At 60.4% G+C, this 19,891-nt stretch carries 23 protein-coding genes; 10 read left to right on the top strand and 13 right to left on the bottom strand.

The genetic code is table 11. The features are described 5' to 3' along the window. Window positions 1–87 precede the first annotated feature (87 nt). Both GA0061101_RS17345 and GA0061101_RS40110 read left to right on the top strand, forming a co-directional pair. Window positions 88–309 carry a hypothetical protein gene (locus GA0061101_RS17345; protein WP_037191508.1) on the top strand — a complete coding sequence of 74 codons (222 nt, stop codon included), beginning with the start codon at window positions 88–90 and terminating at the stop codon, window positions 307–309. 223 nt (window positions 310–532) lie between these two features. Then, window positions 533–781, top strand: a complete 249-nt coding sequence (locus tag GA0061101_RS40110) for a VOC family protein (protein ID WP_244655292.1) — start codon at window positions 533–535, stop codon at window positions 779–781. 293 nt (window positions 782–1,074) lie between these two features. Here the strand turns inward: GA0061101_RS40110 and GA0061101_RS17335 are convergent, their stop codons facing one another. Then, a complete protein-coding gene (locus tag GA0061101_RS17335; RefSeq protein WP_047555513.1) occupies window positions 1,075–1,431 on the bottom strand; it encodes a hypothetical protein in 357 nt (118 codons plus the stop codon). A 314-nt stretch (window positions 1,432–1,745) separates the two neighbouring features. Here GA0061101_RS17335 and GA0061101_RS17330 point away from each other — a divergent pair, with 314 nt between their 5' ends. After that, window positions 1,746–1,976 (top strand): hypothetical protein, encoded by a 231-nt coding sequence (locus GA0061101_RS17330; protein WP_092574282.1) that lies wholly within the window; start codon window positions 1,746–1,748, stop codon window positions 1,974–1,976. A gap of 9 nt (window positions 1,977–1,985) precedes the next feature. Here the strand turns inward: GA0061101_RS17330 and GA0061101_RS17325 are convergent, their stop codons facing one another. The 9 genes from GA0061101_RS17325 to GA0061101_RS17285 all read right to left on the bottom strand — a co-directional run bounded on the left by GA0061101_RS17325 (window position 1,986) and on the right by GA0061101_RS17285 (window position 10,802). Then, window positions 1,986–2,417, bottom strand: coding sequence for a hypothetical protein (locus GA0061101_RS17325; protein WP_047639722.1), 432 nt, complete (start codon window positions 2,415–2,417; stop codon window positions 1,986–1,988). Window positions 2,418–2,542: 125 nt separating this feature from the next. After that, window positions 2,543–3,367 carry a hypothetical protein gene (locus GA0061101_RS17320; protein WP_037191520.1) on the bottom strand — a complete coding sequence of 275 codons (825 nt, stop codon included), beginning with the start codon at window positions 3,365–3,367 and terminating at the stop codon, window positions 2,543–2,545. A 226-nt stretch (window positions 3,368–3,593) separates the two neighbouring features. Beyond that, window positions 3,594–4,451: a transporter substrate-binding domain-containing protein gene (locus tag GA0061101_RS17315; RefSeq protein ID WP_092574280.1), complete on the bottom strand. Its 858-nt coding sequence runs from the start codon at window positions 4,449–4,451 to the stop codon at window positions 3,594–3,596. A 35-nt stretch (window positions 4,452–4,486) separates the two neighbouring features. Next, the gene (locus tag GA0061101_RS17310) at window positions 4,487–5,254 is read right to left on the bottom strand and encodes an ABC transporter ATP-binding protein (RefSeq protein WP_092574278.1); all 768 of its coding nucleotides are present in this window, start codon (window positions 5,252–5,254) and stop codon (window positions 4,487–4,489) included. Then, a complete protein-coding gene (locus tag GA0061101_RS17305) occupies window positions 5,251–5,988 on the bottom strand; it encodes an ABC transporter permease (RefSeq protein ID WP_092574276.1) in 738 nt (245 codons plus the stop codon). Before GA0061101_RS17305 ends, GA0061101_RS17310 begins: the two co-directional genes overlap by 4 nt. Continuing rightward, window positions 5,988–6,707 (bottom strand): ABC transporter permease, encoded by a 720-nt coding sequence (locus tag GA0061101_RS17300; RefSeq protein WP_092574274.1) that lies wholly within the window; start codon window positions 6,705–6,707, stop codon window positions 5,988–5,990. The genes GA0061101_RS17305 and GA0061101_RS17300 overlap by 1 nt, the downstream gene beginning before the upstream one ends. 81 nt (window positions 6,708–6,788) lie before the next feature. Next, a complete protein-coding gene (locus GA0061101_RS17295; protein ID WP_047639719.1) occupies window positions 6,789–7,643 on the bottom strand; it encodes a transporter substrate-binding domain-containing protein in 855 nt (284 codons plus the stop codon). 65 nt (window positions 7,644–7,708) lie between these two features. Beyond that, on the bottom strand, window positions 7,709–9,385 hold the full coding sequence (locus GA0061101_RS17290; RefSeq protein ID WP_047639718.1) for a M28 family peptidase: 1,677 nt from the start codon (window positions 9,383–9,385) through the stop codon (window positions 7,709–7,711). Beyond that, window positions 9,378–10,802, bottom strand: a complete 1,425-nt coding sequence (locus GA0061101_RS17285) for a M20 family metallopeptidase (protein WP_037191549.1) — start codon at window positions 10,800–10,802, stop codon at window positions 9,378–9,380. Before GA0061101_RS17285 ends, GA0061101_RS17290 begins: the two co-directional genes overlap by 8 nt. Before the next feature lie 179 nt (window positions 10,803–10,981). Between GA0061101_RS17285 and GA0061101_RS17280 the strand changes: the two genes are divergently transcribed. Next, window positions 10,982–11,623, top strand: coding sequence for a GntR family transcriptional regulator (locus GA0061101_RS17280; RefSeq protein ID WP_037191551.1), 642 nt, complete (start codon window positions 10,982–10,984; stop codon window positions 11,621–11,623). Window positions 11,624–11,635: 12 nt separating this feature from the next. On the opposite strand, the gene GA0061101_RS17275 is transcribed toward GA0061101_RS17280, so the two are convergent. After that, a complete protein-coding gene (locus GA0061101_RS17275; protein WP_092574272.1) occupies window positions 11,636–12,049 on the bottom strand; it encodes a hypothetical protein in 414 nt (137 codons plus the stop codon). 100 nt (window positions 12,050–12,149) lie between these two features. Continuing rightward, entirely contained in the window at window positions 12,150–13,193 is a 1,044-nt protein-coding gene (locus tag GA0061101_RS17270; protein ID WP_092574366.1) for a LacI family DNA-binding transcriptional regulator, read from the bottom strand. A 179-nt stretch (window positions 13,194–13,372) separates the two neighbouring features. Here GA0061101_RS17270 and ltnD point away from each other — a divergent pair, with 179 nt between their 5' ends. The 6 genes from ltnD to GA0061101_RS17240 all read left to right on the top strand — a co-directional run bounded on the left by ltnD (window position 13,373) and on the right by GA0061101_RS17240 (window position 18,845). Then, window positions 13,373–14,269, top strand: coding sequence for an L-threonate dehydrogenase (ltnD, locus tag GA0061101_RS17265; RefSeq protein ID WP_092574271.1), 897 nt, complete (start codon window positions 13,373–13,375; stop codon window positions 14,267–14,269). 3 nt (window positions 14,270–14,272) lie between these two features. Continuing rightward, a complete protein-coding gene (otnK, locus tag GA0061101_RS17260) occupies window positions 14,273–15,547 on the top strand; it encodes a 3-oxo-tetronate kinase (RefSeq protein WP_092574269.1) in 1,275 nt (424 codons plus the stop codon). Beyond that, window positions 15,544–16,194, top strand: a complete 651-nt coding sequence (gene otnC / locus GA0061101_RS17255) for a 3-oxo-tetronate 4-phosphate decarboxylase (protein WP_047555501.1) — start codon at window positions 15,544–15,546, stop codon at window positions 16,192–16,194. The genes otnK and otnC overlap by 4 nt, the downstream gene beginning before the upstream one ends. A gap of 2 nt (window positions 16,195–16,196) precedes the next feature. Next, on the top strand, window positions 16,197–16,961 hold the full coding sequence (locus GA0061101_RS17250; RefSeq protein WP_092574267.1) for a hydroxypyruvate isomerase family protein: 765 nt from the start codon (window positions 16,197–16,199) through the stop codon (window positions 16,959–16,961). 124 nt (window positions 16,962–17,085) lie between these two features. Next, window positions 17,086–18,072, top strand: coding sequence for a D-erythronate dehydrogenase (gene denD, locus GA0061101_RS17245; RefSeq protein ID WP_037191570.1), 987 nt, complete (start codon window positions 17,086–17,088; stop codon window positions 18,070–18,072). After that, a complete protein-coding gene (locus tag GA0061101_RS17240) occupies window positions 18,069–18,845 on the top strand; it encodes an SDR family oxidoreductase (protein WP_092574265.1) in 777 nt (258 codons plus the stop codon). The genes denD and GA0061101_RS17240 overlap by 4 nt, the downstream gene beginning before the upstream one ends. 12 nt (window positions 18,846–18,857) lie before the next feature. Here the strand turns inward: GA0061101_RS17240 and GA0061101_RS17235 are convergent, their stop codons facing one another. Next, entirely contained in the window at window positions 18,858–19,820 is a 963-nt protein-coding gene (locus GA0061101_RS17235) for a S1C family serine protease (RefSeq protein WP_092574263.1), read from the bottom strand. Window positions 19,821–19,891: the final 71 nt, after the last annotated feature.

Genomic DNA, 19,891 nt, shown 5'->3' with positions numbered 1-19,891 from the left:
GAAGCAGAATAACCGTGCAGCTAAAAAGGCTGAGTACATGACGAATGTACTCTGCGTCCAGTAAAACGATCTTTGGGGAGCATATTAATGGTATCCGCCCGTCAGACAATACAGATCAGCAGGCCGCAACATTCCACCACCGACGCCTACCGCGCTGTCGAGCGGGAGGAAGTCCTTGCAGTAGCATTTCGAGACTTCGTGCAGGTGGTGCTTGCCGCAGGCTGGAACGAGCCGGAGGTCGCTCTGACCTTGGCAGATATAGCAGACGACTACGTCATGGCGCTTGCTGGAAGAGTTACGGGAAATTAGTTCTGCATAGCCGTCCGCGCGTCGCAGGGGTGAGCGCGTACGGGTTCCGGTAACTCTTCTGTCATGCCGCCGGCGCCGCCGCTCAACAAAACCAACAAGAAAGCGGCCCGTCGGCGGCATGAATTATAATTAAACGACCGCTTTCCCTCAGCCCGTGTGCCCATCCAGGCCGGGTCACGAAGGAGAAAGCCTCCGATGACAACATCTCTGGTTTCGGCAGGATATGGAAGCGGCGATCGCATTCTATACGTCGCTGATCCCTGGCTCATCGATCGGGTGGGTGTCGAACATTCTGGACAGCGATCCAAACGGACCGGCCGGTAGCGTCAAGTTCGCAGGCTTTACGCTCGGCGATCGAGCATATATGGGCTTCGAGGCGGGGCCATTCGATTGCTTCGACCACAACTCCCAGATTACCGTCGAATGCGAGGCGCAGGCTGAAGCAGACCGGCTACGGGATGCGCTCACATAGGCCGTTCGACGGAGCCATACGGCCGGGTGCGGGATGCCTGGGGTGTCTCTTGGCATTTCATGATCAAGCGGCAGGCCGACGGCATCGACGCGCCGGTCAAATCCCGGCATGACCCCAGCACGGACCCCGCGAAAACAAAATTCGCCATTGCGTAAGCTTTGTCCGCGCCACGAACAAGCATAACTGAAGAGCTGGGGCCAAGCCCATCCTTCCAGCCAATGGAAGGGGTGTATGTGCGGAGGTAAGCGGAAGCCGATTTACCATCGGCTCCAGCTTACAGCACACTTTGAGCATCAGTTGAGAGACGGGCAACCGCGCCGGTTGGCGAAGACCATGCGGTCGGGGCCGCCATCATTCCAGCCGCGAACGACTATGCGTCGGCCGTCGCTTTGGACCGAATCGATGCGCCGAAAACCTTCCGCACGCGCGGCCCGCATGAGTTCGCCGCGGTCACAGCCGCCCCGCTCGCGATCGCGATCCCAGCCTCTTGGCGGGCGATTCCAATCCCGGCCCTGGTCACGCTGCCATCGCGGCGGTCCGTAATCATCGTCGCCGCCGTAGTATTGCGCCATTGCGACCGAGGTCATCAATTGCATCGCGGCCAGCCCTACCAAGGCGACGCGAGAGAGTCGTACCAAACGTTCAAACATTCCCTTACCCCCATTTCCTATCTATTGGACACAGGTAGCAATACGACGGTTCGCCTGAACTCTGCCTGAACGCGACCGCGGCTGTGCAGAGTTTTAAACGGGGCGCATCATGGCCCCAGCGTCACATCAACCGATCTCGACAGAATTGCCGCCGGCATGAGTATGCAATTCAGCGTCGCTTAATCGCCGCACCGTAGCATGGCATACTGGGGTCTATTCGCAATATGATAAATTGCTGATATGACAACAGTCCGCGCCTGATGGACACTTTGCGAGTGGCTGGAAATAAACAATGGGACAGCGACGGGGGGTCTATGTCTTCAGTCTATATCAAGGTCGAAATGGTGGGTGACGGCCAACCACCGGATGCCGCTCTCATGGATCGTATCCGCTCGCTGATCCTGCAAAGCTCCGAGGTCGACTCGATATCTTACAGGTCGACCAGCATCGTACAGACGCTGGAGGCCTTTCTGACGATCCCTCATGCCGACATAACGGACGGGGCGGCAAGAGAACCGATCCAACCCAAATCACATCGAGAATAGGCACTCGCTTTATCCGAGACCCTTGCCCCGGTGGCGCGACCATGCGACGGGGCTTGAAGATGCGCGCGATGACTTCCGCGGTGGCTTAACGGGATTGATCGCTACGGCGCCAGTCCGCCATCGCCGAATGAACCGATTTTGAAGCAGCATTGCTCCAGCCAAACAATATAGCAGCAGGACGATTGCCGCCTCAAAGATAAGCGGCAAAAACACAAAACGCGCTCCTGGGCTTTCTTCCTCCTCGGGAAGCAGACCGGGCAAACCGAGAATCATCGCCGTCAAGGGGGAGAGCAGGATAACGAAGCAGGCGAGCCCATGAAAAACCAAACGCATGCGTGGATATTTTCCCGTGGCCCAAAAGGCGGCGAGCGAGGCGATGATGTTCCACATCAACCCCAGCACCACGGCGACATCTGCAGGCAGAATCGAATTGGTGTACATGAATCTCCGAATTCTTTGTCCCATCCAGATTAGCCGCTTGCGCGAGATAATGACAACTCGCCTATATGCAGTAGCTACCTACAAAATGCGGATGCGGAGTCCGTCGCTAGCGCGATTATCCGTCATTATCGCCACCAGGCCTCGCGCCGGTTCCATTTCAGATCGCTCCTGCGGCTCTTTCCGGCCTGCTTCCTGTCTCCCTTGAGGTGATCCATGTAGCTGCCCAGAACGCTATTGATGAAGACGTGGGTCTTCGTCAAGTTCGAGCCGAGCCGCTTGAAACGAGCTTCCCCATCGCCCTCCATCTGCTGGAGCACCTTCCAGAAGACGAAGCTGTCGTGGCTTTCCTTCAGGGTCAGAAAATAGCCCAACGTGTAGGCGCCTTCGAAACGTTCGACGAAGGTCAATATCTCGCGATGGCGCAAATTGTACCCCACCCATCCGCACTCCGGATATATTCTCCGGTTCAAATAGGCGGCAAGCTGGTTTCCACGCGGCGCGATCTTGTCGACGAAGTTTCTTGGAATGTCCCTATGGGTGATCGTATCGGCATCGAGCCATATCAGTTGATCGACCATGGTATGATAGCGCCTGATGGCATCGGCGACCGCAAAAACCTTGTTGGAAAACCGAACGGCGTCCCAGCGAAAATCGCGTTTCAAGCCATTGGCCGAGGGGCGCAGTCCGTTGGCTTGCGGATTTTCACCGTAGGCTTTGCGAAAATCACGCAGCCGCGGCAAGGTTTCATTGTGGTCGAACACCAGAAGGCGGCGATCCTTCTCCTCGATCACAACATTCTCGGCATAGACAACGAGGGAGATGTCCTTCGGCCAGTGAGTGAGGAATGTCTCTATGCATTTTTTGCCGTAATCGCGATAACCCTCCTCGTGAAAGGTCGTCACAACGATATGGCTCAGCTTTTCTCGCCGCCATGGATTTAGAAGAAGCATCGGCGATCGGACTCCGCAACAAAGGTGATTTCTCTGCGTGAGTAATTATCCGATCATTTGGCTCCGATTGTTTCCGAATGTTTCTAACCGGTGAAATTTATGGGAAATCTTGTTGCAGAATGTAGGGCGGAGCAACCGGTACATTGCTGAAAAGGTCACCGGAGTAACGGCCCGACGGCGGTAACCGGCCGTCAGGTCCATCACATTCACCCCACCATGGAAAGCCTCACTTCGGCGTGACGTCGAAGCCGAACCATTTCGCCGACAGCTTGGCGATCGTGCCATCGGCCTTGGCAGCCGCGATCGCATCATTGAACATCGCTTTCAGCTGCGTATCCTCCTTGCGCAAGCCGACGGAGCTGCCACGGCCGAGAAGACCGCCCTGGAAGCGCGGCCCGGCAACAATCATGTCCTCGTTGCCCGGCTTTGCCGCCGCCGTCGAGAGATAGGCCATCGACGCCATGATGATATCGACGCGACCGGCCTTCAGATCGAGATCGTGCTGCTCGGTGGTCTTGTATTCGCGGATATCGGCCACGCCCTTGAGGTATTTGTCGAGAAAGGTCGCTGCGATCGATGCCGTCTGCACACCAATCGTCTTGCCCTTGAGCATCGGCTCGAGCTGCTTTACCGCCGCAGCCGCTCCGGCCTCGTCCGTCGCCAGTGAAAAGACTTCGCCCTTCAGCGGCAGGCCGACAAGCGGGGAATCTTTCAGCGTCGCAAAAGTCTGGCCGGTCGTGCCGTAGGAATCGCTGAAGGCGATGACTTCCTCGCGCTTGGCGGTTGCCGACATGCCCGAAATGATGGCATCGAACTTGCCGGCATTGAGCGCGGGAATCATGCCGTCGAAGGGCTGGATGACAGTCGTGCATTCGACCTTCATATGGTCGCAGAAATATTTGATCAGCTCGATTTCATAGCCATCCAGGCTTCCGTCGGCCTTGGTGAAGTTCCATGGCCGGAAAGCGCCTTCGGTCGCAATCGTCACATGCGTCCATTTCTTTTCCTCCGCGCGCACGACCGTCGAGACGGCGAATGTGGCGACCATCATCACGGCCGCGAGAATTCCGGTAAGGTATTTCATTATCGAGTTCCCCTTTTCTGATTGAGCTTGACTGGTCATTTGCTGATGAACTGGCGGAAGCGCTCGGAGCGCGAGCCGGCAAAGACATCCTGTGGCCTGCCGTCTTCCTCGACGACGCCCTTATGCAGGAAGATGACGCGGCTGGAGACATCACGCGCAAAGCCCATCTCATGCGTGACGACGAGCATGGTGCGCCCCTCTTCGGCCAGCGCCCGCATCACGCGCAGGACTTCCCCGACGAGCTCCGGATCGAGAGCAGAGGTCGGTTCGTCAAAGAGCATGACCTTCGGCCGCATGGCGAGCGCCCGCGCAATGGCGGCGCGCTGCTGCTGACCACCCGAAAGATGCCCCGGATAGAAGTCGCGCTTGTCGGCAATGCCGACCTTGGCAAGCAAGGCTTCCGCTTCCTCGACGCACTCGGCCCGCGAGCGCCGCTGAACGTGAATCGGCGCCTCGATGACATTTTCGAGGATGGTCTTGTGAGACCAGAGATTGAAGCTCTGGAACACCATTCCAAGCTGGGAGCGAATGCGATCGACCTGCCGGCCATCCGCCGGACGATGCGCACCGCGGGCGTTGCGCTGCATGCGGATCGTTTCGCCAGCCACCCTCACTTCGCCGGAATCGGGCATCTCCAGAAGGTTGATGCAGCGCAGGAAGGTGGATTTGCCTGAACCGGAAGAGCCGAGAATGGAGACGACGTCACCCTCGAGAGCATCGAGTGAAATGCCTTTCAGGACTTCGACCGGCCCGAAGCTCTTATGCATGTCGCGCACGCTGAGTGCGACTGGTATGGCGATCATTGCGGATCTCCTGCGGCAACTGCCTCGGTGGTGGAGCGGGTACTGGAGGGAGGGGGACGCAGATGCGGGCTCAACCTGTATTCGGCAAGCTGGATGAGACGCGTCAGCACGAAATTGATCAGAAGATAGATGGCGCCGGAGACGACGAAGACTTCGATCGCGCGATAGGTCTCCGAGATGATCTTGGCGGCAACACCGGTCACCTCCATCAGCGTAATGATCGAGGCAAGCGAGGTCGCCTTGACCATCGAGATCATCTCGTTGCCATAGCCCGGCAAGGCCTGACGAACGGCGAGCGGCAGCACGATGCGGCGAAACAGCATAATGCGATGCATGCCGCAGGCACGAGCGGCCTCGACCTGCCCGTGCGGTACCGAGAGCAGGCCGCCGCGAATGATCTCACTGGCATAGGCAGCGGTGTTCAAGGTCAATGCCAGGACCGCACACCAATAGGGCTCGCGCAGGAATGGCCAGAGGATACTATGGCGTATGGCGGGAAACTGGCCGAGGCCATAGTAGATCAGGAAGATCTGAACCAGCAGCGGCGTACCGCGGAAGACGAAGACATAGAGGCGCGCGAACCAATCGAGGACAGCGATGCCGGAAAGACGCGCCAGCGCCAGCAGCAGCGCCAGGATGGCGCCGAGGCAGATCGATGTCACGGCAAGCTCGATCGTCAAAGGGAGCGCGCCGATGAGACTTACGAACGTCTCTTCAAGGAATTGCCAATCCATCAGCGCCTCCTCACACCGCGCGACAAACGCCGCTCGGCCTGTTGAAGGATGAGGCTCGAAAGGGTCGAGATCATCAGGTAGATGACGCCGGCAATCAGGTAGAAATCGAATGGAAGCCCGGTCGAGCCGGCACCGACCTGGGCCTGACGCAGGAGTTCGGCGACGCCGGTGATCGACACCAGCGCCGATTCCTTCAGGACGACCTGCCAGACATTCCCGAGGCCGGGAAGCGCATGCCGCAGCGTCAGCGGCGCAATGATGCGGCGCAGGCGCAAGCCGCGCGACATGCCGCAGGCAATAGCCGCCTCGATTTCACCGGGATGCACCGCCTTGAACCCGCCCCGCAGCACCTCCGTGAACTGGGCTCCCGAGGTGACGCCCACGGCAAGCGAGCCGGCAAGAAATCCGGGAAAACCAAGAAAGCCTTCCGCCCCGAAAAGCTTGCCGATCGCCGTGACGACGGCGCTTCCGCCGAAATAGAAGAGGTAGATGACCAGCAGATCGGGAATGCCGCGCAATACGGTCGTGTAGGCATCGGCCACCGTGCGCGCAAAGCGATTGCCGGCAATCTTCGCCCAGGCACCGAAGGTCCCGATGAGGGCGCCGACCGCATAGCCGGCAATCGCGACAAGGATGGTCATCCACGCCCCGGCGAGAAGGGCATGCCCCCAGCCGTCCGGGCCGAAGCCGGCAAGTTCGAATATGCCTGGCTGGTTCATGGTGCTGCCCGAGTGGAGCAGATTCTGGCAAATCGTATCATTGTCTAAGCCTCAGCTAGGGACGATGTCTCGCGAGGGCATTCAATTGGCGTCAAACGTGGGCGTAAGGTCGATCTTGCTCCATTTTTCCGAGAGCTGCTTGATCGTCCCATCCTTAGCGGCTTGCTTGATGGCCTCATCGAATTTGGCCTTCAGATCCGTTTCGCCCTTGCGCATGCCGAGCGCCACTTCCGTCGCAAGCATCGCGCCCTTGACCATCGGCCCCGACATCATCAGGTCCTCGTTGCCCGGTTTGCCCAGAACGGAGGTCTCATAGACGCCGCTGTCGAAACCGGCATCGACACGTCCTGCCTTCAAGTCGAGATCGCGCTCGCCGGAGCTCTTATAGGCACGCACGGTGACATCGGAACCGAAATAGGCGGTGATCAACTGTTCCTGGCTGGTCGATTGGACCACGCCGATCGTCTTGCCCTTCAAGGACTTGCCGATTTCAGCCATTACCGGATCGGCCTTGGCCTTGTCGTTCAGGTTCAGCCGTTCGCCCGTCATCGGCAGCGGGGAAACCGGGCCATCCTTCAAGAGGAAAAAGCTCGCGACGCCGCTGGCATAGGGAACGGTGAAGTCGACGACCTGCTTGCGCTTCTCGTTGATGCCGAGCGTCATGACAAGATCGAACTTGCCGGCATTGAGGCTCGGGATCATCGCATTCCATTCGCCGGCGATCAGCTCGCAGTCGACCTTGGCGCGGCTGCAGAGATTGTTGATCAGATCGACATCGAAACCGGCGAGCTTGCCGCTGGAGTCCATCAGGTTCCAGGGCGGAAAAGCGCCCTCGATGCCGACTTTGACATGCGTCCAATCCTTGGCGCCGGCGGCAAGCGGTGCCAGAACGGCAATAGCCCCGAACACGGCGGCAAGCAGGCTTTTGTTCTTCATTTTCAGTTCCCTTTTTTTACAGCCACTTTGCGCAGCCGTTTGTTAGATTCGGCGGCCTGTCGCGATCAGTCGTTCAGAGCCGATCCGAGCGCCGCATTGGCCTCTCTCAGCGCGTGAGCAACACGATTTCTGACCTGGCGCGCATGAACGGCATAGAAGGCCGTCTCCGGCGCCCCCTTCGGCAACGAGGCCAGCGCACGCAGCCCCTCCAGTGAAGGCCAGGCAGGGTGCGGCAGGGCGGAATCGTGGTGAAAGCGCTCGCCGCTCGTATAATTCAGCGGCACCAGATGGCGCGCGGCGCGCATCATCGAAGCATTGATGTGCTCCGCCCTGTCGACGGAGACATGGCCCGCCTCAAGAATGGCCTTCGCATTGGCGTTCAGCTCATCAACCGCCTTTACCAAAACGGAAATGTCGATCCGGCCCCCAAGCCCTGTCTGCAGGCGCGCGATCTGTTCACCGAGCGCTGCGGCATAGACGGTGTAGTCCAGCGGCAGGACGGGCGACGCCAAGAGCCGCCACAGGACCTCGAGGGCGATTTGTGTGTCGCGGATCAGATTATCGGGGTCGATATGTGCGGCCGTGTCATGCGGCGTATGCCACCACCATCCGAGCGCCGTCAGCATCTTGACCGGACCGGGCGGCTGATGGCTGAGGCTGCCGAACATCGAGGGGATGCCGACACCCCAGAAGGATTGGTCCGCAGCCCGTCCATGCCTCCTGCCGGCATGCTTCTGCCCCGCGACACGTTCGATCACGTCCGAAGCGAGGGGCCGCAACTCGTCGATCACGCCGGAATTGGTGAGCACTGTTGCCCCCTCGCCGCCGGTGGAGTCGACATTTACATGCACCGCGCAACGACGATCGAGATCGTCGAAATATTCGTCCACATACCAGGCCGAGCCCGAATAACGGCCATGCGAATGGCCGGACCAGAAGCATATGCGCAGCCCTCGCCGCCAATCAGCCGCGTGAAGGGCAAGCAGGCGGGCAGCTTCCAACATCGTCGCATTGGCGCCGCCATTGTCCATGACGCCGAAATGCCAGGTGTCGTGATGCCCAGAAAAGAGGACGAATGGCGCATCCTCGCCGGTCGGCTGAAGTTCGGCCACCAGCAGCGGCGTCTTGCGCCACCCGGTATCCACCTCCGCCGTCAGCGTCGCCTGCACTTTTTCGCCGTTCGCAAGCCTCATGCGCAAGCGATCGCCGTCTTCCTTGGCTATGGTGCAGATGACCGTGGTCGGCAGATTGATCAGTGTATGCTGCGACGGGCTGCCCCAGACCGGCGACACGCACATTTCGTAGAGATGCTCGTTCGGACTGACATGAAGCTGGCCGAGAGCACCGGCAGCACTTGCAAGTGCTGCCACTTCCTCGGTCGCGATCCCATCTACCAAAAGAATTTTCCCGGCGACGTCCTTGCCCGCGAAATCCGCCTTGCTACCCTCGCCGACATAGACGAGAACGCCGGTTACTCCGGCCGCGGATGTCGGCACCGACATGGAATGCGTGATGCAGCGGAAGCTCTTGCCGTCGATCTCCACTTTCGCCGCGCCAGGCAGACTGATGTAGGCGTCGTGCGACAAGAGCTGCGTGCGATAGCCATAGCTATCCATCTGCGCCTGAAGATAGCGAAAGCTTTCGAGTTCCTCAGGCGTCCCCGAGAGCTTCACCCGGCGGGCAAACTCTGTGATATGCGCCATCAGGCGCTCGCGATCGGGCTTCAGGGCCAGCTCAGCCATTGGCCGTCTCCGGGAGCGGCGGCTTGACGTCGTCCGGGATCGGATTGACGAAAGGCGTGCCCTCAAGCCGCGCCTTGTGGTCAGCCTTGGCGGCCTCGATGAGCTGCGGATTGCGGATGAGATCGGTAGCCGTGCTCGCCATCACCTTGGCTGCATGCTCGGTTCCCTTGTGCGCCACAGGCAACTTACCCTGGGCGACAAGCTGCCAGGAATGCCCCGGCGTGCCGATCGCATAAGTGGCGCCGCGCATCTGGACGGTCGGGACGACCCAGCTGACGGTTCCGACATCCGTGGAGCCGACCAGCGTGCCATCACCGGCATTCAGCGGAAAAATCTCCTCGCAAAGCGCTTGGCCCTTCTTCGGCTTCAGCGCGAAACGACCATAGGAGGCCGCGATATCCTCAGCACTGAAGGTCTGCTGGAATTTGCGCGCCGTCTCGCGGTCCTCGTCATCGAACACCGGCGGCCCAAGACGTTCGAGGTGAGAGAACATGCACTCCTCGAGCGGCGTGTTCCCGACCAGATTGGCATCGCCGCTGATGATCTCGCTGCGAACGGTCGTCTCGGTCATCAGCGCGGCGCCCTCCGCTACTTTCTTGACCCGCGCAACCAGCACCAGAAGCTCCGGCAAGGTCCGCGCGCGAACCAGATAGCGGACCGTCGCCCGCGCCTGCACGACATTCGGCGCCGCACCGCCCGCATCGGTGATGGCGTAATGAATACGCGCCGTCGAGGGCATGTGCTCACGCATGTAGTTGACGCCGACATTCATCAATTCGACGGCATCGAGCGCGCTGCGACCGAGATGGGGCGTGGCCGAGGCATGCGAGGCGCGGCCGGAGAAGTGGAAATTGATTTCATTGCAGGCGAGCGAGATCGGATTGTTGACGCCGGCAAAGGCTGCCGGATGCCAGGAAATCGCGATATCTACGTCATCGAAGACGCCGGCCCGCACCATGAAGCCCTTGGAAGAACCGCCCTCTTCGGCGGGGCAACCGTAATAGCGCACCCGGCCCTTCAGACCGTTTTCGGCAAGAAAATCCTTGACGGCGGCAGCCGCCAGCATCGATCCGGAGCCGAGCATGTTATGACCGCAACCATGGCCGTTGCCGCCGCTGATCAAGGGGCGCTCTTCGGCGATCCCGGCCTCCTGGCTCAATCCCGGCAGCGCGTCGAATTCACCCAATATCGCGATGACCGGTCCACCCTCGCCTGCCTCTCCCATGACTGCTGTCGGCAAGCCGGCAAGTCCGCGCTCGACCCGGAAGCCCTCGCTCTCAAGCATGCGAGCATGTTCTTCGGCGGATTGATATTCGAGATAGTTCGTCTCTGGGATATCCCAAATCCGATCGCTGAGCGCAAAGAACGCCGCGCGTTTTCTCTCGACGATTTCCCAGACCGCATCAGAATTTTGCATGGACTTGCATCCGCCTCGTGTAATGGATATCAAATTGGCACCAATTTATGTGCCAATTGAAATGGGTGCGCAAGAGATGTGCATGAATATTTTTTCGGCAGGGACAACGGGCACGTCGTTGTTGATGAGCCGGAACCTATGATAGTCATCGCGGAAATCCGGAGGCTTGGGAGAGCTACATGAATTCGCTGGAAGCTGAAGCGACAGCGCGAGCAAAAGAGGCGGAGACGCCGGATGTGACCGAGCTCATTCTCCAGGATATCCTCGCCGGCAGGCTTCCGCCCGGAACGTGGCTGAAGCAGATCGATCTCGAACGACGATACAACTGTACGCGGCCGGAAGTGCGCCGCGCGCTCGACAGGCTGGTGCAGAAGCGGCTGGTGGAGCATGTTCCCAATCGCGGCTATCATGTGCACGAGCAGGACGGGCGCCGCGCTCAGGAAGTCAGCGACATCCGCGTCATCCTTGAAACGGCGGTCAGCGACCGCATCGTCGCAAACGCCGGCGAGGACGATGTCGCGAATTTGCGGGCGCTCGCCTCGCGCTTCGACGAGCTGGTACTGACGGGCACCATGCTTGAGCTCTACGAAGCCAATCTTGCCTTTCACCGGCATTTGCTGGCGCTCGCCGGCAATCAGGAACTCGTCGAGCTGATCACGGAGATCCGGCAGCGGACGTCATCGGCGCCCGTATCGCAATGGCGCACCCGCGCCCGCATCGAGCAGTCGGGCCACGAACATCAGCTGATGGTCGACGCGATAGAGAAACGCGACGTGGACATGCTCAAGGAGCTGACGCGCAGGCATATACTGCAGGCGTAAACAGCCCAGGCCCTATTTGACGGCGAAACCGACCGACTCCATCGGCTTGCCGTCGACAGAGAATTCGATCTTGTATGTCCCGACCGGCCAGCCACTGTTCGGCTTGGTCAACGCGGAATCGACGTGATTGATTGTCGATGTGATGTCGAGATTGACCTCATCGATCTTGTAGTTCGGTGGAGCGGCGCCTCCGGAATCGACGGAAATCCAGGCGATGTTCACCTTGCTTCCGGCGGGGACGTCCTCGGTGAGGTCAGCCGAAACAAAGATTTTCGGTGTATCCGGGGCAAAGCTATCCTGCGTCGTGTCGGCATCTTTCTCCGTCGAGACGATAATGTTCTCAAAGCCGGCGGCCCATACGCTTGATGAAACGGCTGTCATGGCAGTGAAGGTAAGGGCAAAAAGCAATTGTTGGGGGCGATGCATTCTCAAATATCCTCGGTTTGAGAAGATGATGTAGTGCCAATATCACCATCGATCTAACAAAGGCTGAAGCAACAACCGCGCCGGACCCACATGATGCTGGTCATGGACGCAAGCGCGCCGTCTCCGGCTCGTCCGGCGCATCATCGTAGCCGTCAATTCCTGTAATTACCGGCTTGAACACAACCGTTTTCTGGCGGGCATCCTGAGCGCCCGCCACCGCCTGACGGACCAACTGCGCCGCAACCTCACCCATGGCGCGCCTTGGCGAACGAGAGGTCGCGATCGGCGCCGGCAGGGAGTTGACGAGATCCAGCCCGTTGAAGCCTGCAATCAGGATCTTTTCGGGTACAGCAACCCCCAGCTCCATGCAGGCGAACAATCCGCCGCTCGCCATATCGTCGTTGGAATAATAAATGCAATCGAGATCGGGAACGGCCGCGAGCATGGCGAGCGTCAGCCGCTTCCCCAAGGCGATCGAGGAAAAGGCGTCATCGACCGACTGGTTTACGAAGTGCAGGCCGTAGGAGTGCAACACCCGCTCGAAGCCGGCCTTGCGCTTGCCCGCGCGCAGATCCTTCTCGAGTGCGCTGCCGACATAGCCGAACCGTCTGCGGCCGGCCCCAACGAGCGCCCTTGCCATGTCCTCACCCGCCCCGCCATGCGATAGCCCGACATTGAGATCGATGGGCGTGCCATCTAGATCCATGAGCTGGATGACCGGAATATTCGCGTGCTGTAGCAATTTCACCGTCTCCTCCGGCTGATCCAGACCGGTAACGATGATGGCGCAAGGCTGCCAGGAGAGCATGTCGCGGATGATGTCGCGCTCCTTGGCGACGTCATAGTCGGATATGCCGAACACGGCCTGCATGCCGGAGCCATCCAGCCCGGCGGAAATGCCGGCCAGAACTTCGGGAAAAACGATGTTCGACATGCTGGGCACGACGACGGCGACCAGATTGGTACGCTGAGAGGAAAGCGAGAGCGCCAGCCGGTTGCCCACATAGCTCATCCGCGTCGCCGCCTCGATGACCCTCTCACGGGTTTCCTTGGAGACATCGGCGGAACCGCGAAGGGCGCGCGACGCCGTCATTTTGCTGACGCCTGCCTCGATCGCGACTTCTTCCAGAGTGGGTTTGCGCATTCCCAAGCAGCCCTCGATGACAAGCCGCACCTTGGCTGGCGCCGCTCTTCTTCATAGGATGTTTCCACCAAAATGCAAACTGCCGTCCCTTGACAATCAGAAGGGAAATTGACCATGGTATCGATACCGGTACCGGTAACATCATTGATATTTGCAGAGGTAGCGCCGTGCAGGACGCAATGAAGACAGCCGTCATCGGGCTGGGATCGATGGGTTGGGGCGCAGCGATATCGCTTCTCAAAGCAGGTTTTGCTGTCCAAGGATGCGATGTTCGCAGCGATGTCCTGACGCGCTTCACGGAAGCGGGCGGGGACGCCTGCACCACGCCGGCCTCGGCGGTGGACACGGCCGATGTCGTCCTCATCTACGTCATCAACAGCAAGCAGGTCGAAGACGTTCTCTTCGGGCAGAACGGTGCGCTGGAGACCGCGCGCCCCTCGACTGTCTTTCTGCTTTGCACGACCATGGCACCGAGCGCCACGACGGCCATTGCCGAAAGATTGGAAGCAGCCGGCATGCAGGTCATCGACGCACCGGTTTCCGGAGGCCATGTTCGCGCGCTGGCGGGCGAGATCACCGTCATGGCATCCGGCCCGCAAGAGGCCTTCGACCGGGCATCCGCCGTCCTCGACGCCATTTCGGCAAAGGTGTTCCGCCTGGGGGATCGGCTCGGCGCCGGCTCCCAGGTGAAAATGATCAATCAACTTCTCGCAGGCGTGCACATTGCGGCAACTGCCGAAGCCATGACGCTAGCTGCCAAGGCGGGCATCGACCTGAAGACGCTTTATGAGGTGATCCGCGTTTCGGCGGGCTCGTCATGGATGTTCGAGAACCGGGGCGAACACATCGTTTCGGGTGATTACACCCCACGCTCGGCGGTCAACATCTTCGTCAAGGACCTTGGCATCGTCGCCTCCGAAGCCGAAAGGGCGGGAGCCCTCACGCCGCTTACAGCAACCGCACTCAGCCTCTTCGTCGAGGCTTCCGAAGCAGGTCTCGGCCTCGAGGATGACGCTGCCGTCGCAAAGATCCTCGCTCGCAAGAGCGGCGCCATCCTGCCGGGCATGGAGGGCTAGAGGATGGCACTCCTGCTCGGCTGCATCGCCGATGATTTTACCGGGGCGACGGACCTTGCCGCGCTGCTCTCACGCAGCGGGCTGCCAGTGTCGCTGCGGATCGGCGTGCCGCAGAGGAAACGCGACGACACCGATGCAGCCGTCATCGAAGTCATCGCCCTGAAATGCCGGACAGCGCCGGTCCAGACTGCCGTGGAGCAAGCGCGACAGGCGCTGGAATGGCTGAAAGACGCGGGCGCGACCCGGTTCTTCTGGAAATACTGCTCGACCTTTGACAGCACCCCGGAGGGCAATATCGGTTCGATCGCGGAAATGCTGATGGCAGAGATCGGCGCCCGGCAAACGATCTACTGCCCGGCCTTTCCCGAAAACGGCCGCAACATATTCATGGGCCATCTGTTCGTCGGCGAGCAGCTGCTTTCGGAAAGCTCAATGAAGGACCATCCGTTGACGCCGATGCGCGATTCGAGCCTGGTGCGGCTTCTGGCGCCACAGGTGCGCGGCACGGTCGGTCTTGCCAACCGCATCGCGGTTTCCGAAGGGCCGGCGGCGCTGAAAGCGAGACTGCAAAAGCTCACGGAAGACGGTGTACAGCATGTGATCGTCGATGCCGTTTGCGACGATGACCTGCGCACGATCGCCACCGCCACGGTCGATTTTCTCCTGTTGACGGGCGGCAGCGCGATCGCCGGCCAGCTTCCTCGGCTGTACATGGAGCAAGGCCTTGCGGCGCCACCCAAGGTCCGCCAAACATTGCCAAACGTCGCGGGCAGCCAGATCGTCCTGTCTGGAAGCTGCTCTGCCATGACACGCAAACAAGTCGCCGACTATGCGGGGCGCAGTATCAGCCTGAGGCTTGATCCTCTCGCCCTCGCGGAGCAAGGTGCGGCAGCAGCCTGCCGGTGGCTGCAGAAACAACCCGCCGACGCTGCGAAAATCATCTACGCCACCGCCGAACCCGACGACGTGCGCCGGGCGCAGGAGCGATTGAGGCGAGACAAGGCGGGCCAAGTGGTCGAACAAGCGCTTTCAGAGCTCGCGCAGGAAGCCTTCCGCCTCGGCACACGCCGCTTCGTCGTTGCCGGCGGTGAGACATCAGGTGCGATCACCCAGGCGCTCGGGGTTACCCATCTGACGATCGGCCCGGAAATAGCACCCGGCGTTCCCTGGACCTTCGCGGAGGTGAAGGGCGAGACGATTGCACTTGCGCTGAAATCGGGCAATTTCGGCGGCGAGACCTTCTTCGCGGATGCCTTTACCCGGCTGGAGACGGCATGAGCGAGGAAGCCAAGCTGCGCGAGCAGATATGCCAGATGGCCAAATCGCTCTACGACAGGGGCCTGACCGCGGGCTCGTCCGGAAATATCTCCGCCCGTCTCAGCGATGGGCGCCTGCTGGTGACGCCGACAGGCAGTTCCTTCGGCCGTTTGGATCCTTCACGCTTGTCTCTGTTCGACGCCAATGGACGCCTGATCGGCGGAGACAAGCCGACGAAGGAAATGCCGCTGCATGCCGCCTTCTACGAGACAAGACCGGAGAAGACAGGTGCCGTCGTGCATCTCCATTCCAGCCATTCGGTCGCGCTGTCTGTTCTGCCCGATATCGATAGCGACAATATGCTGCCGCCGCTCACGGCCTATTCGATCATGAAGCTCGGCAAGGTGAAACTCCTGCCCTATTTCATGCCCGGTGATCCCGCCATGGGCGATGCGATCCGTGGCCTTGCCGGCAAACGCAGCGCCGTGATGCTGGCGGCACACGGACCGGTCGTCTCGGCAAAGGATCTGGAAGCGGCGATCTATGCCATCGAGGAGTTGGAAGAGACGGCAAAACTTGCCATCCTGACGCGAGGGGCCAATCCCTCCCTGCTGACCGACGCACAAATTGCCGATCTGGTTCGCACCTATGATGTGGAGTGGGACTGAACATGCTGCGCTTTTCCGCCAATCTCGGCTTCCTTTGGCAGGAGCTTTCGCTTCCCGACGCGATCCGGGCCGCCAAGGCAGCCGGCTTCGATGCGGTGGAATGCCATTATCCCTATGACATTTCGGCCGAAGTCGTGCGTCAGGCGCTCACCGAAACCGGCCTTCACATGCTTGGTCTCAACACGACACGTGGACGTGTCGAGGACGGCGACAATGGGCTGGCTGCCGTGCCGGGACGCGAGGACGAGGCACGCCGGGCGATCGATCAGGCATTCGACTATGCCGCCGCCACCGGCACGCGAAACGTGCATGTGATGGCCGGAAAGAGCAATGGCGAAGAAGGGCGCAGCACCTTTATTCACAATCTGCGCTATGCCTGCGAGCGTGCAGACAAGGTCGGAGCGAACGTGCTGATTGAGCCGCTGAACCACCGCGATGCACCGGGATACTTCCTGCAGACGATGGATCAGGCGCTCGGCATCATCTCCGCGGTCGGAGCGCAGAACATCAAGCTGATGTTCGATTGCTATCATATCCAGATCATGCAGGGCGACTTGACGCATAGACTGCAAGAGCATCTGGACGCCATCGGCCACATTCAGATCGCGGCCGTCCCGGACCGGCGTGAACCGGATCACGGAGAAATCGACTACCGCTATATCCTGCGCTTTATCGAAAAGCTCGGTTATGACAGGCCCATCGGGGCCGAATATCGGCCGGCAACCACTACGGAAGCTGGCCTGGCCTGGCTACAGGCGTATCGATGAGAGCAGCAATTCATATCTGAACCGTTTTGACCGCCGTCGATTGGGCCGAAGCAAGGGGATTGGCGAGGAGAAGGCGGCAACTATCTTTGAAGACCGACGCCAGTCCTTGGGAGGAAGAGCCGAAATGCATGTATTGATATTGGGCGCTGCGGGCATGATCGGCCGCAAGCTTGTCGACAGGATCGCAGCCGAGCCGAAGACTCTCGGACAGTCGATCGATCGCTTGACGCTCGCGGATGCGGTGCAGCCGCCGGTGCCGGAGGCTCTCAAGGACGTTTCGAAGGCTGTCACGGTGGATCTCGCGAATGCCGGCATCGCAGACAAGCTCATCGAAGACCGTCCCGATGTCATCTTCCATCTTGCCGCCATCGTCTCGGGCGAAGCGGAAGCGGACTTCGATAAGGGCTACACCGTCAACCTTGATGGCACACGGGCACTGTTCGAGGCCATCCGGCAGCAGGGACTGAAGACTGCGTACACACCGCGCGTGATCTTTGCGTCGTCCATCGCCGTATTCGGCACGCCTTTCCCCGAAATTATCGGCGATGAATTCCTGACGGCACCGCTTACAAGCTACGGCACGCAGAAGGCGATCGCCGAGCTGCTGCTCGCCGACTATTCCAGGCGCGGCATTTTCGAAGGCATTGGCATCAGGCTGCCCACCATCTGTGTCCGCCCTGGCGCCCCGAACAAGGCCGCCTCAGGCTTCTTCTCGAACATCCTGCGCGAGCCGCTGGTCGGCAAGGAGGCCATTCTGCCGGTTAGCGATACGGTGCGGCATTGGTTTGCCAGCCCACGCTCTGCAGTCGGCTTCTTTGTACATGCCGCAACGCTCGATACTGCGAAGATCGGGCCGCGACGCAATCTCACCATGCCGGGGTTATCGGCGCTCGTTTCGGATGAAATCGACGCGCTGCGTCGGGTGGCCGGCGACAAGGCTGTCGCCCTTATCCGGCGGGAACCGGATCCGGTGATCGAGCGGATCGTCGCCGGCTGGGCGACGCAGTTCGATGCGCAAAGGGCTCGCGATCTCGGCTTCAAGGCGGAACAGAGCTTCGACGAGATCTTGCAGGTGCATATCGAGGATGAACTGGGCGGGAGGCTTGCATGAGCGAGGTTTCATCCAGCACACACAATGGAATAGCATTGGTGACCGGCGGCGGCACGGGTCTCGGGCGCGCCATGGCGAAAGCGCTCGGTGCAGCCGGCTACAAGGTCGTGATCTCCGGGCGGCGGACGGATGTTCTTGAAAAATCCGCCAAGGAGCTTACGGAGGAGACCGGCGCGGAATTTTTCGCGGTTGCTGCCGATGTCAGCGATCCGGTATCCGTCCGCACTCTTTTCGATGCCATTTCCAGCCGATACGGCCGTCTCGATCTTCTGGTCAACAATGCCGGCATGGGCCTGCCCGCAGTTCCGATGGAGGAACTGACCTTCGAACAGTGGAACGCCATCGTCGGAGCGAATTTGACCGGTGCATTCCTCTGCACGCAGCAAGCCTTCCGGCTGATGAAGAACCAGGTGCCGCACGGCGGCCGCATCATCAACAACGGTTCGATTTCGGCGACGACGCCGCGCCCGCTTTCAGCACCCTATACGGCCACAAAGCACGCCATCACCGGCCTGACGAAATCGACGGCGCTCGATGGCCGGCCTTTCGACATCGCCTGCGGCCAGATCGATATCGGCAATGCCGCAACCGACATGACGGCACGAATGAGCGCCGGCGTGCTGCAGGCGAATGGGGAAATCGCCGCAGAGCCGACGATTTCGGCCGAGCACGTGGCGCGCGCCGTTGTCTACATGGCCACCTTGCCGCTGGATGCCAACGTGCTTTCGATGACCGTCATGGCGACGAAAATGCCATTGGTCGGCAGAGGGTAGCAATCGGCGACCCTATGTTGCCGGGCGAGCCGACGGCTTCACTTGCCGTCGCTCGATCAGGCCGCCGACGCTGAAGATCAGAACCTCGATCTCGGTATCGATCTTATCGCCATCAAGCAGCCTGACGACATCATCTATGCCTGACACGGCATACCCATCGATGGCGAGCAGATAGTCGCCCTCCTGCAAGCCACCCTTTTCGGCCGGGCTGTCCTTTTCGACGCGGCGCAGGCGCACGGCGGTCGAGTGCGTGACGCCGGCTTCCAGGGCAATACGGCGATGCAGTTCCACCGTGTCGGCAGCAATGCCGATATAGGCGCGCCTGACATGACCGAACCGCAGGATCTCGGACACGACATGCTTCGCCGTATTCGAGGCGACCGAAAAGGCGATACTCTGGGCGCCCTGGATGACAGCGGTGTTGACGCCGATCACCTCGCCCGCCGAGGACACCAGCGGCCCGCCCGAATTACCCGGATTGAGCGCTGCATCCGTCTGGATAATGTCTTCCATCAGCCGGCCACTGGCCGCGCGCATTGACCTGCCGAGCGCCGACACGATACCGGCCGTGACGGTCCATTCGAAGCCGAGCGGATTGCCGATGGCAATCGCGATATGACCGCGCTTCAGCGTCTTGGAATCGCCGAGCCTTGCCCATGCACCGGGCCAGTCATTGGCGCGGATCAGCGCAAGGTCGGTGTCCGGATCGCGGCCAAGCGCCCTGCCCTCGACGGTCGCGCCCTCGGGCGTCTTGATACGCACGGCTTTCGCATCGTCGACGACATGGTTGTTGGTGACGACGAGACCATCCGGCGAGATGGCGAAGCCGGAACCATGCCCGGCGCGGCCGCCCAACCGCTCGATCCGGCTGACAGCCGGTCCGACGACATCGACGGCGCTCGATACCGATTGAGAATAAGCATCCAGCAGCCCGGCATCAGATGACGGCTGGATGTCGCGATCAATGAATCCCATAAAAAACTCCTGCGACGCGGACGCGCGTCGCTACGAGGACCGGCAGCAACTGTGAAAAAGCGAGAGGCTGT

This window comes from Martinezella lusitana, assembly GCF_900094565.1.
Lineage (GTDB): Bacteria > Pseudomonadota > Alphaproteobacteria > Rhizobiales > Rhizobiaceae > Rhizobium > Rhizobium lusitanum.
Note: the sequence above shows the minus strand (reverse complement) of the source record. Positions and strands in the feature narration are given on the sequence as shown.

What these genes read in the sequence shown, in the direction of transcription:
- GA0061101_RS17320 (WP_037191520.1), bottom strand. Translation starts at nt 3,367, where the DNA reads ATGCTTCTTCTAAATCCATGGCGGCGAGAAAAGCTGAGCCATATCGTT.
- otnK (WP_092574269.1), top strand. Translation starts at nt 14,273, where the DNA reads ATGGCACTCCTGCTCGGCTGCATCGCCGATGATTTTACCGGGGCGACG.
- denD (WP_037191570.1), top strand. Translation starts at nt 17,086, where the DNA reads ATGCATGTATTGATATTGGGCGCTGCGGGCATGATCGGCCGCAAGCTT.
- GA0061101_RS40110 (WP_244655292.1), top strand. Translation starts at nt 533, where the DNA reads ATGGAAGCGGCGATCGCATTCTATACGTCGCTGATCCCTGGCTCATCG.
- GA0061101_RS17310 (WP_092574278.1), bottom strand. Translation starts at nt 5,254, where the DNA reads ATGATCGCCATACCAGTCGCACTCAGCGTGCGCGACATGCATAAGAGC.
- GA0061101_RS17300 (WP_092574274.1), bottom strand. Translation starts at nt 6,707, where the DNA reads ATGAACCAGCCAGGCATATTCGAACTTGCCGGCTTCGGCCCGGACGGC.
- GA0061101_RS17240 (WP_092574265.1), top strand. Translation starts at nt 18,069, where the DNA reads ATGAGCGAGGTTTCATCCAGCACACACAATGGAATAGCATTGGTGACC.
- GA0061101_RS17295 (WP_047639719.1), bottom strand. Translation starts at nt 7,643, where the DNA reads ATGAAGAACAAAAGCCTGCTTGCCGCCGTGTTCGGGGCTATTGCCGTT.
- GA0061101_RS17285 (WP_037191549.1), bottom strand. Translation starts at nt 10,802, where the DNA reads ATGCAAAATTCTGATGCGGTCTGGGAAATCGTCGAGAGAAAACGCGCG.
- GA0061101_RS17250 (WP_092574267.1), top strand. Translation starts at nt 16,197, where the DNA reads ATGCTGCGCTTTTCCGCCAATCTCGGCTTCCTTTGGCAGGAGCTTTCG.
- GA0061101_RS17280 (WP_037191551.1), top strand. Translation starts at nt 10,982, where the DNA reads ATGAATTCGCTGGAAGCTGAAGCGACAGCGCGAGCAAAAGAGGCGGAG.
- GA0061101_RS17345 (WP_037191508.1), top strand. Translation starts at nt 88, where the DNA reads ATGGTATCCGCCCGTCAGACAATACAGATCAGCAGGCCGCAACATTCC.
- GA0061101_RS17235 (WP_092574263.1), bottom strand. Translation starts at nt 19,820, where the DNA reads ATGGGATTCATTGATCGCGACATCCAGCCGTCATCTGATGCCGGGCTG.
- otnC (WP_047555501.1), top strand. Translation starts at nt 15,544, where the DNA reads ATGAGCGAGGAAGCCAAGCTGCGCGAGCAGATATGCCAGATGGCCAAA.
- GA0061101_RS17330 (WP_092574282.1), top strand. Translation starts at nt 1,746, where the DNA reads ATGTCTTCAGTCTATATCAAGGTCGAAATGGTGGGTGACGGCCAACCA.
- GA0061101_RS17305 (WP_092574276.1), bottom strand. Translation starts at nt 5,988, where the DNA reads ATGGATTGGCAATTCCTTGAAGAGACGTTCGTAAGTCTCATCGGCGCG.
- GA0061101_RS17335 (WP_047555513.1), bottom strand. Translation starts at nt 1,431, where the DNA reads ATGTTTGAACGTTTGGTACGACTCTCTCGCGTCGCCTTGGTAGGGCTG.
- GA0061101_RS17290 (WP_047639718.1), bottom strand. Translation starts at nt 9,385, where the DNA reads ATGGCTGAGCTGGCCCTGAAGCCCGATCGCGAGCGCCTGATGGCGCAT.
- GA0061101_RS17315 (WP_092574280.1), bottom strand. Translation starts at nt 4,451, where the DNA reads ATGAAATACCTTACCGGAATTCTCGCGGCCGTGATGATGGTCGCCACA.
- GA0061101_RS17275 (WP_092574272.1), bottom strand. Translation starts at nt 12,049, where the DNA reads ATGCATCGCCCCCAACAATTGCTTTTTGCCCTTACCTTCACTGCCATG.
- ltnD (WP_092574271.1), top strand. Translation starts at nt 13,373, where the DNA reads ATGAAGACAGCCGTCATCGGGCTGGGATCGATGGGTTGGGGCGCAGCG.
- GA0061101_RS17270 (WP_092574366.1), bottom strand. Translation starts at nt 13,193, where the DNA reads ATGCGCAAACCCACTCTGGAAGAAGTCGCGATCGAGGCAGGCGTCAGC.
- GA0061101_RS17325 (WP_047639722.1), bottom strand. Translation starts at nt 2,417, where the DNA reads ATGTACACCAATTCGATTCTGCCTGCAGATGTCGCCGTGGTGCTGGGG.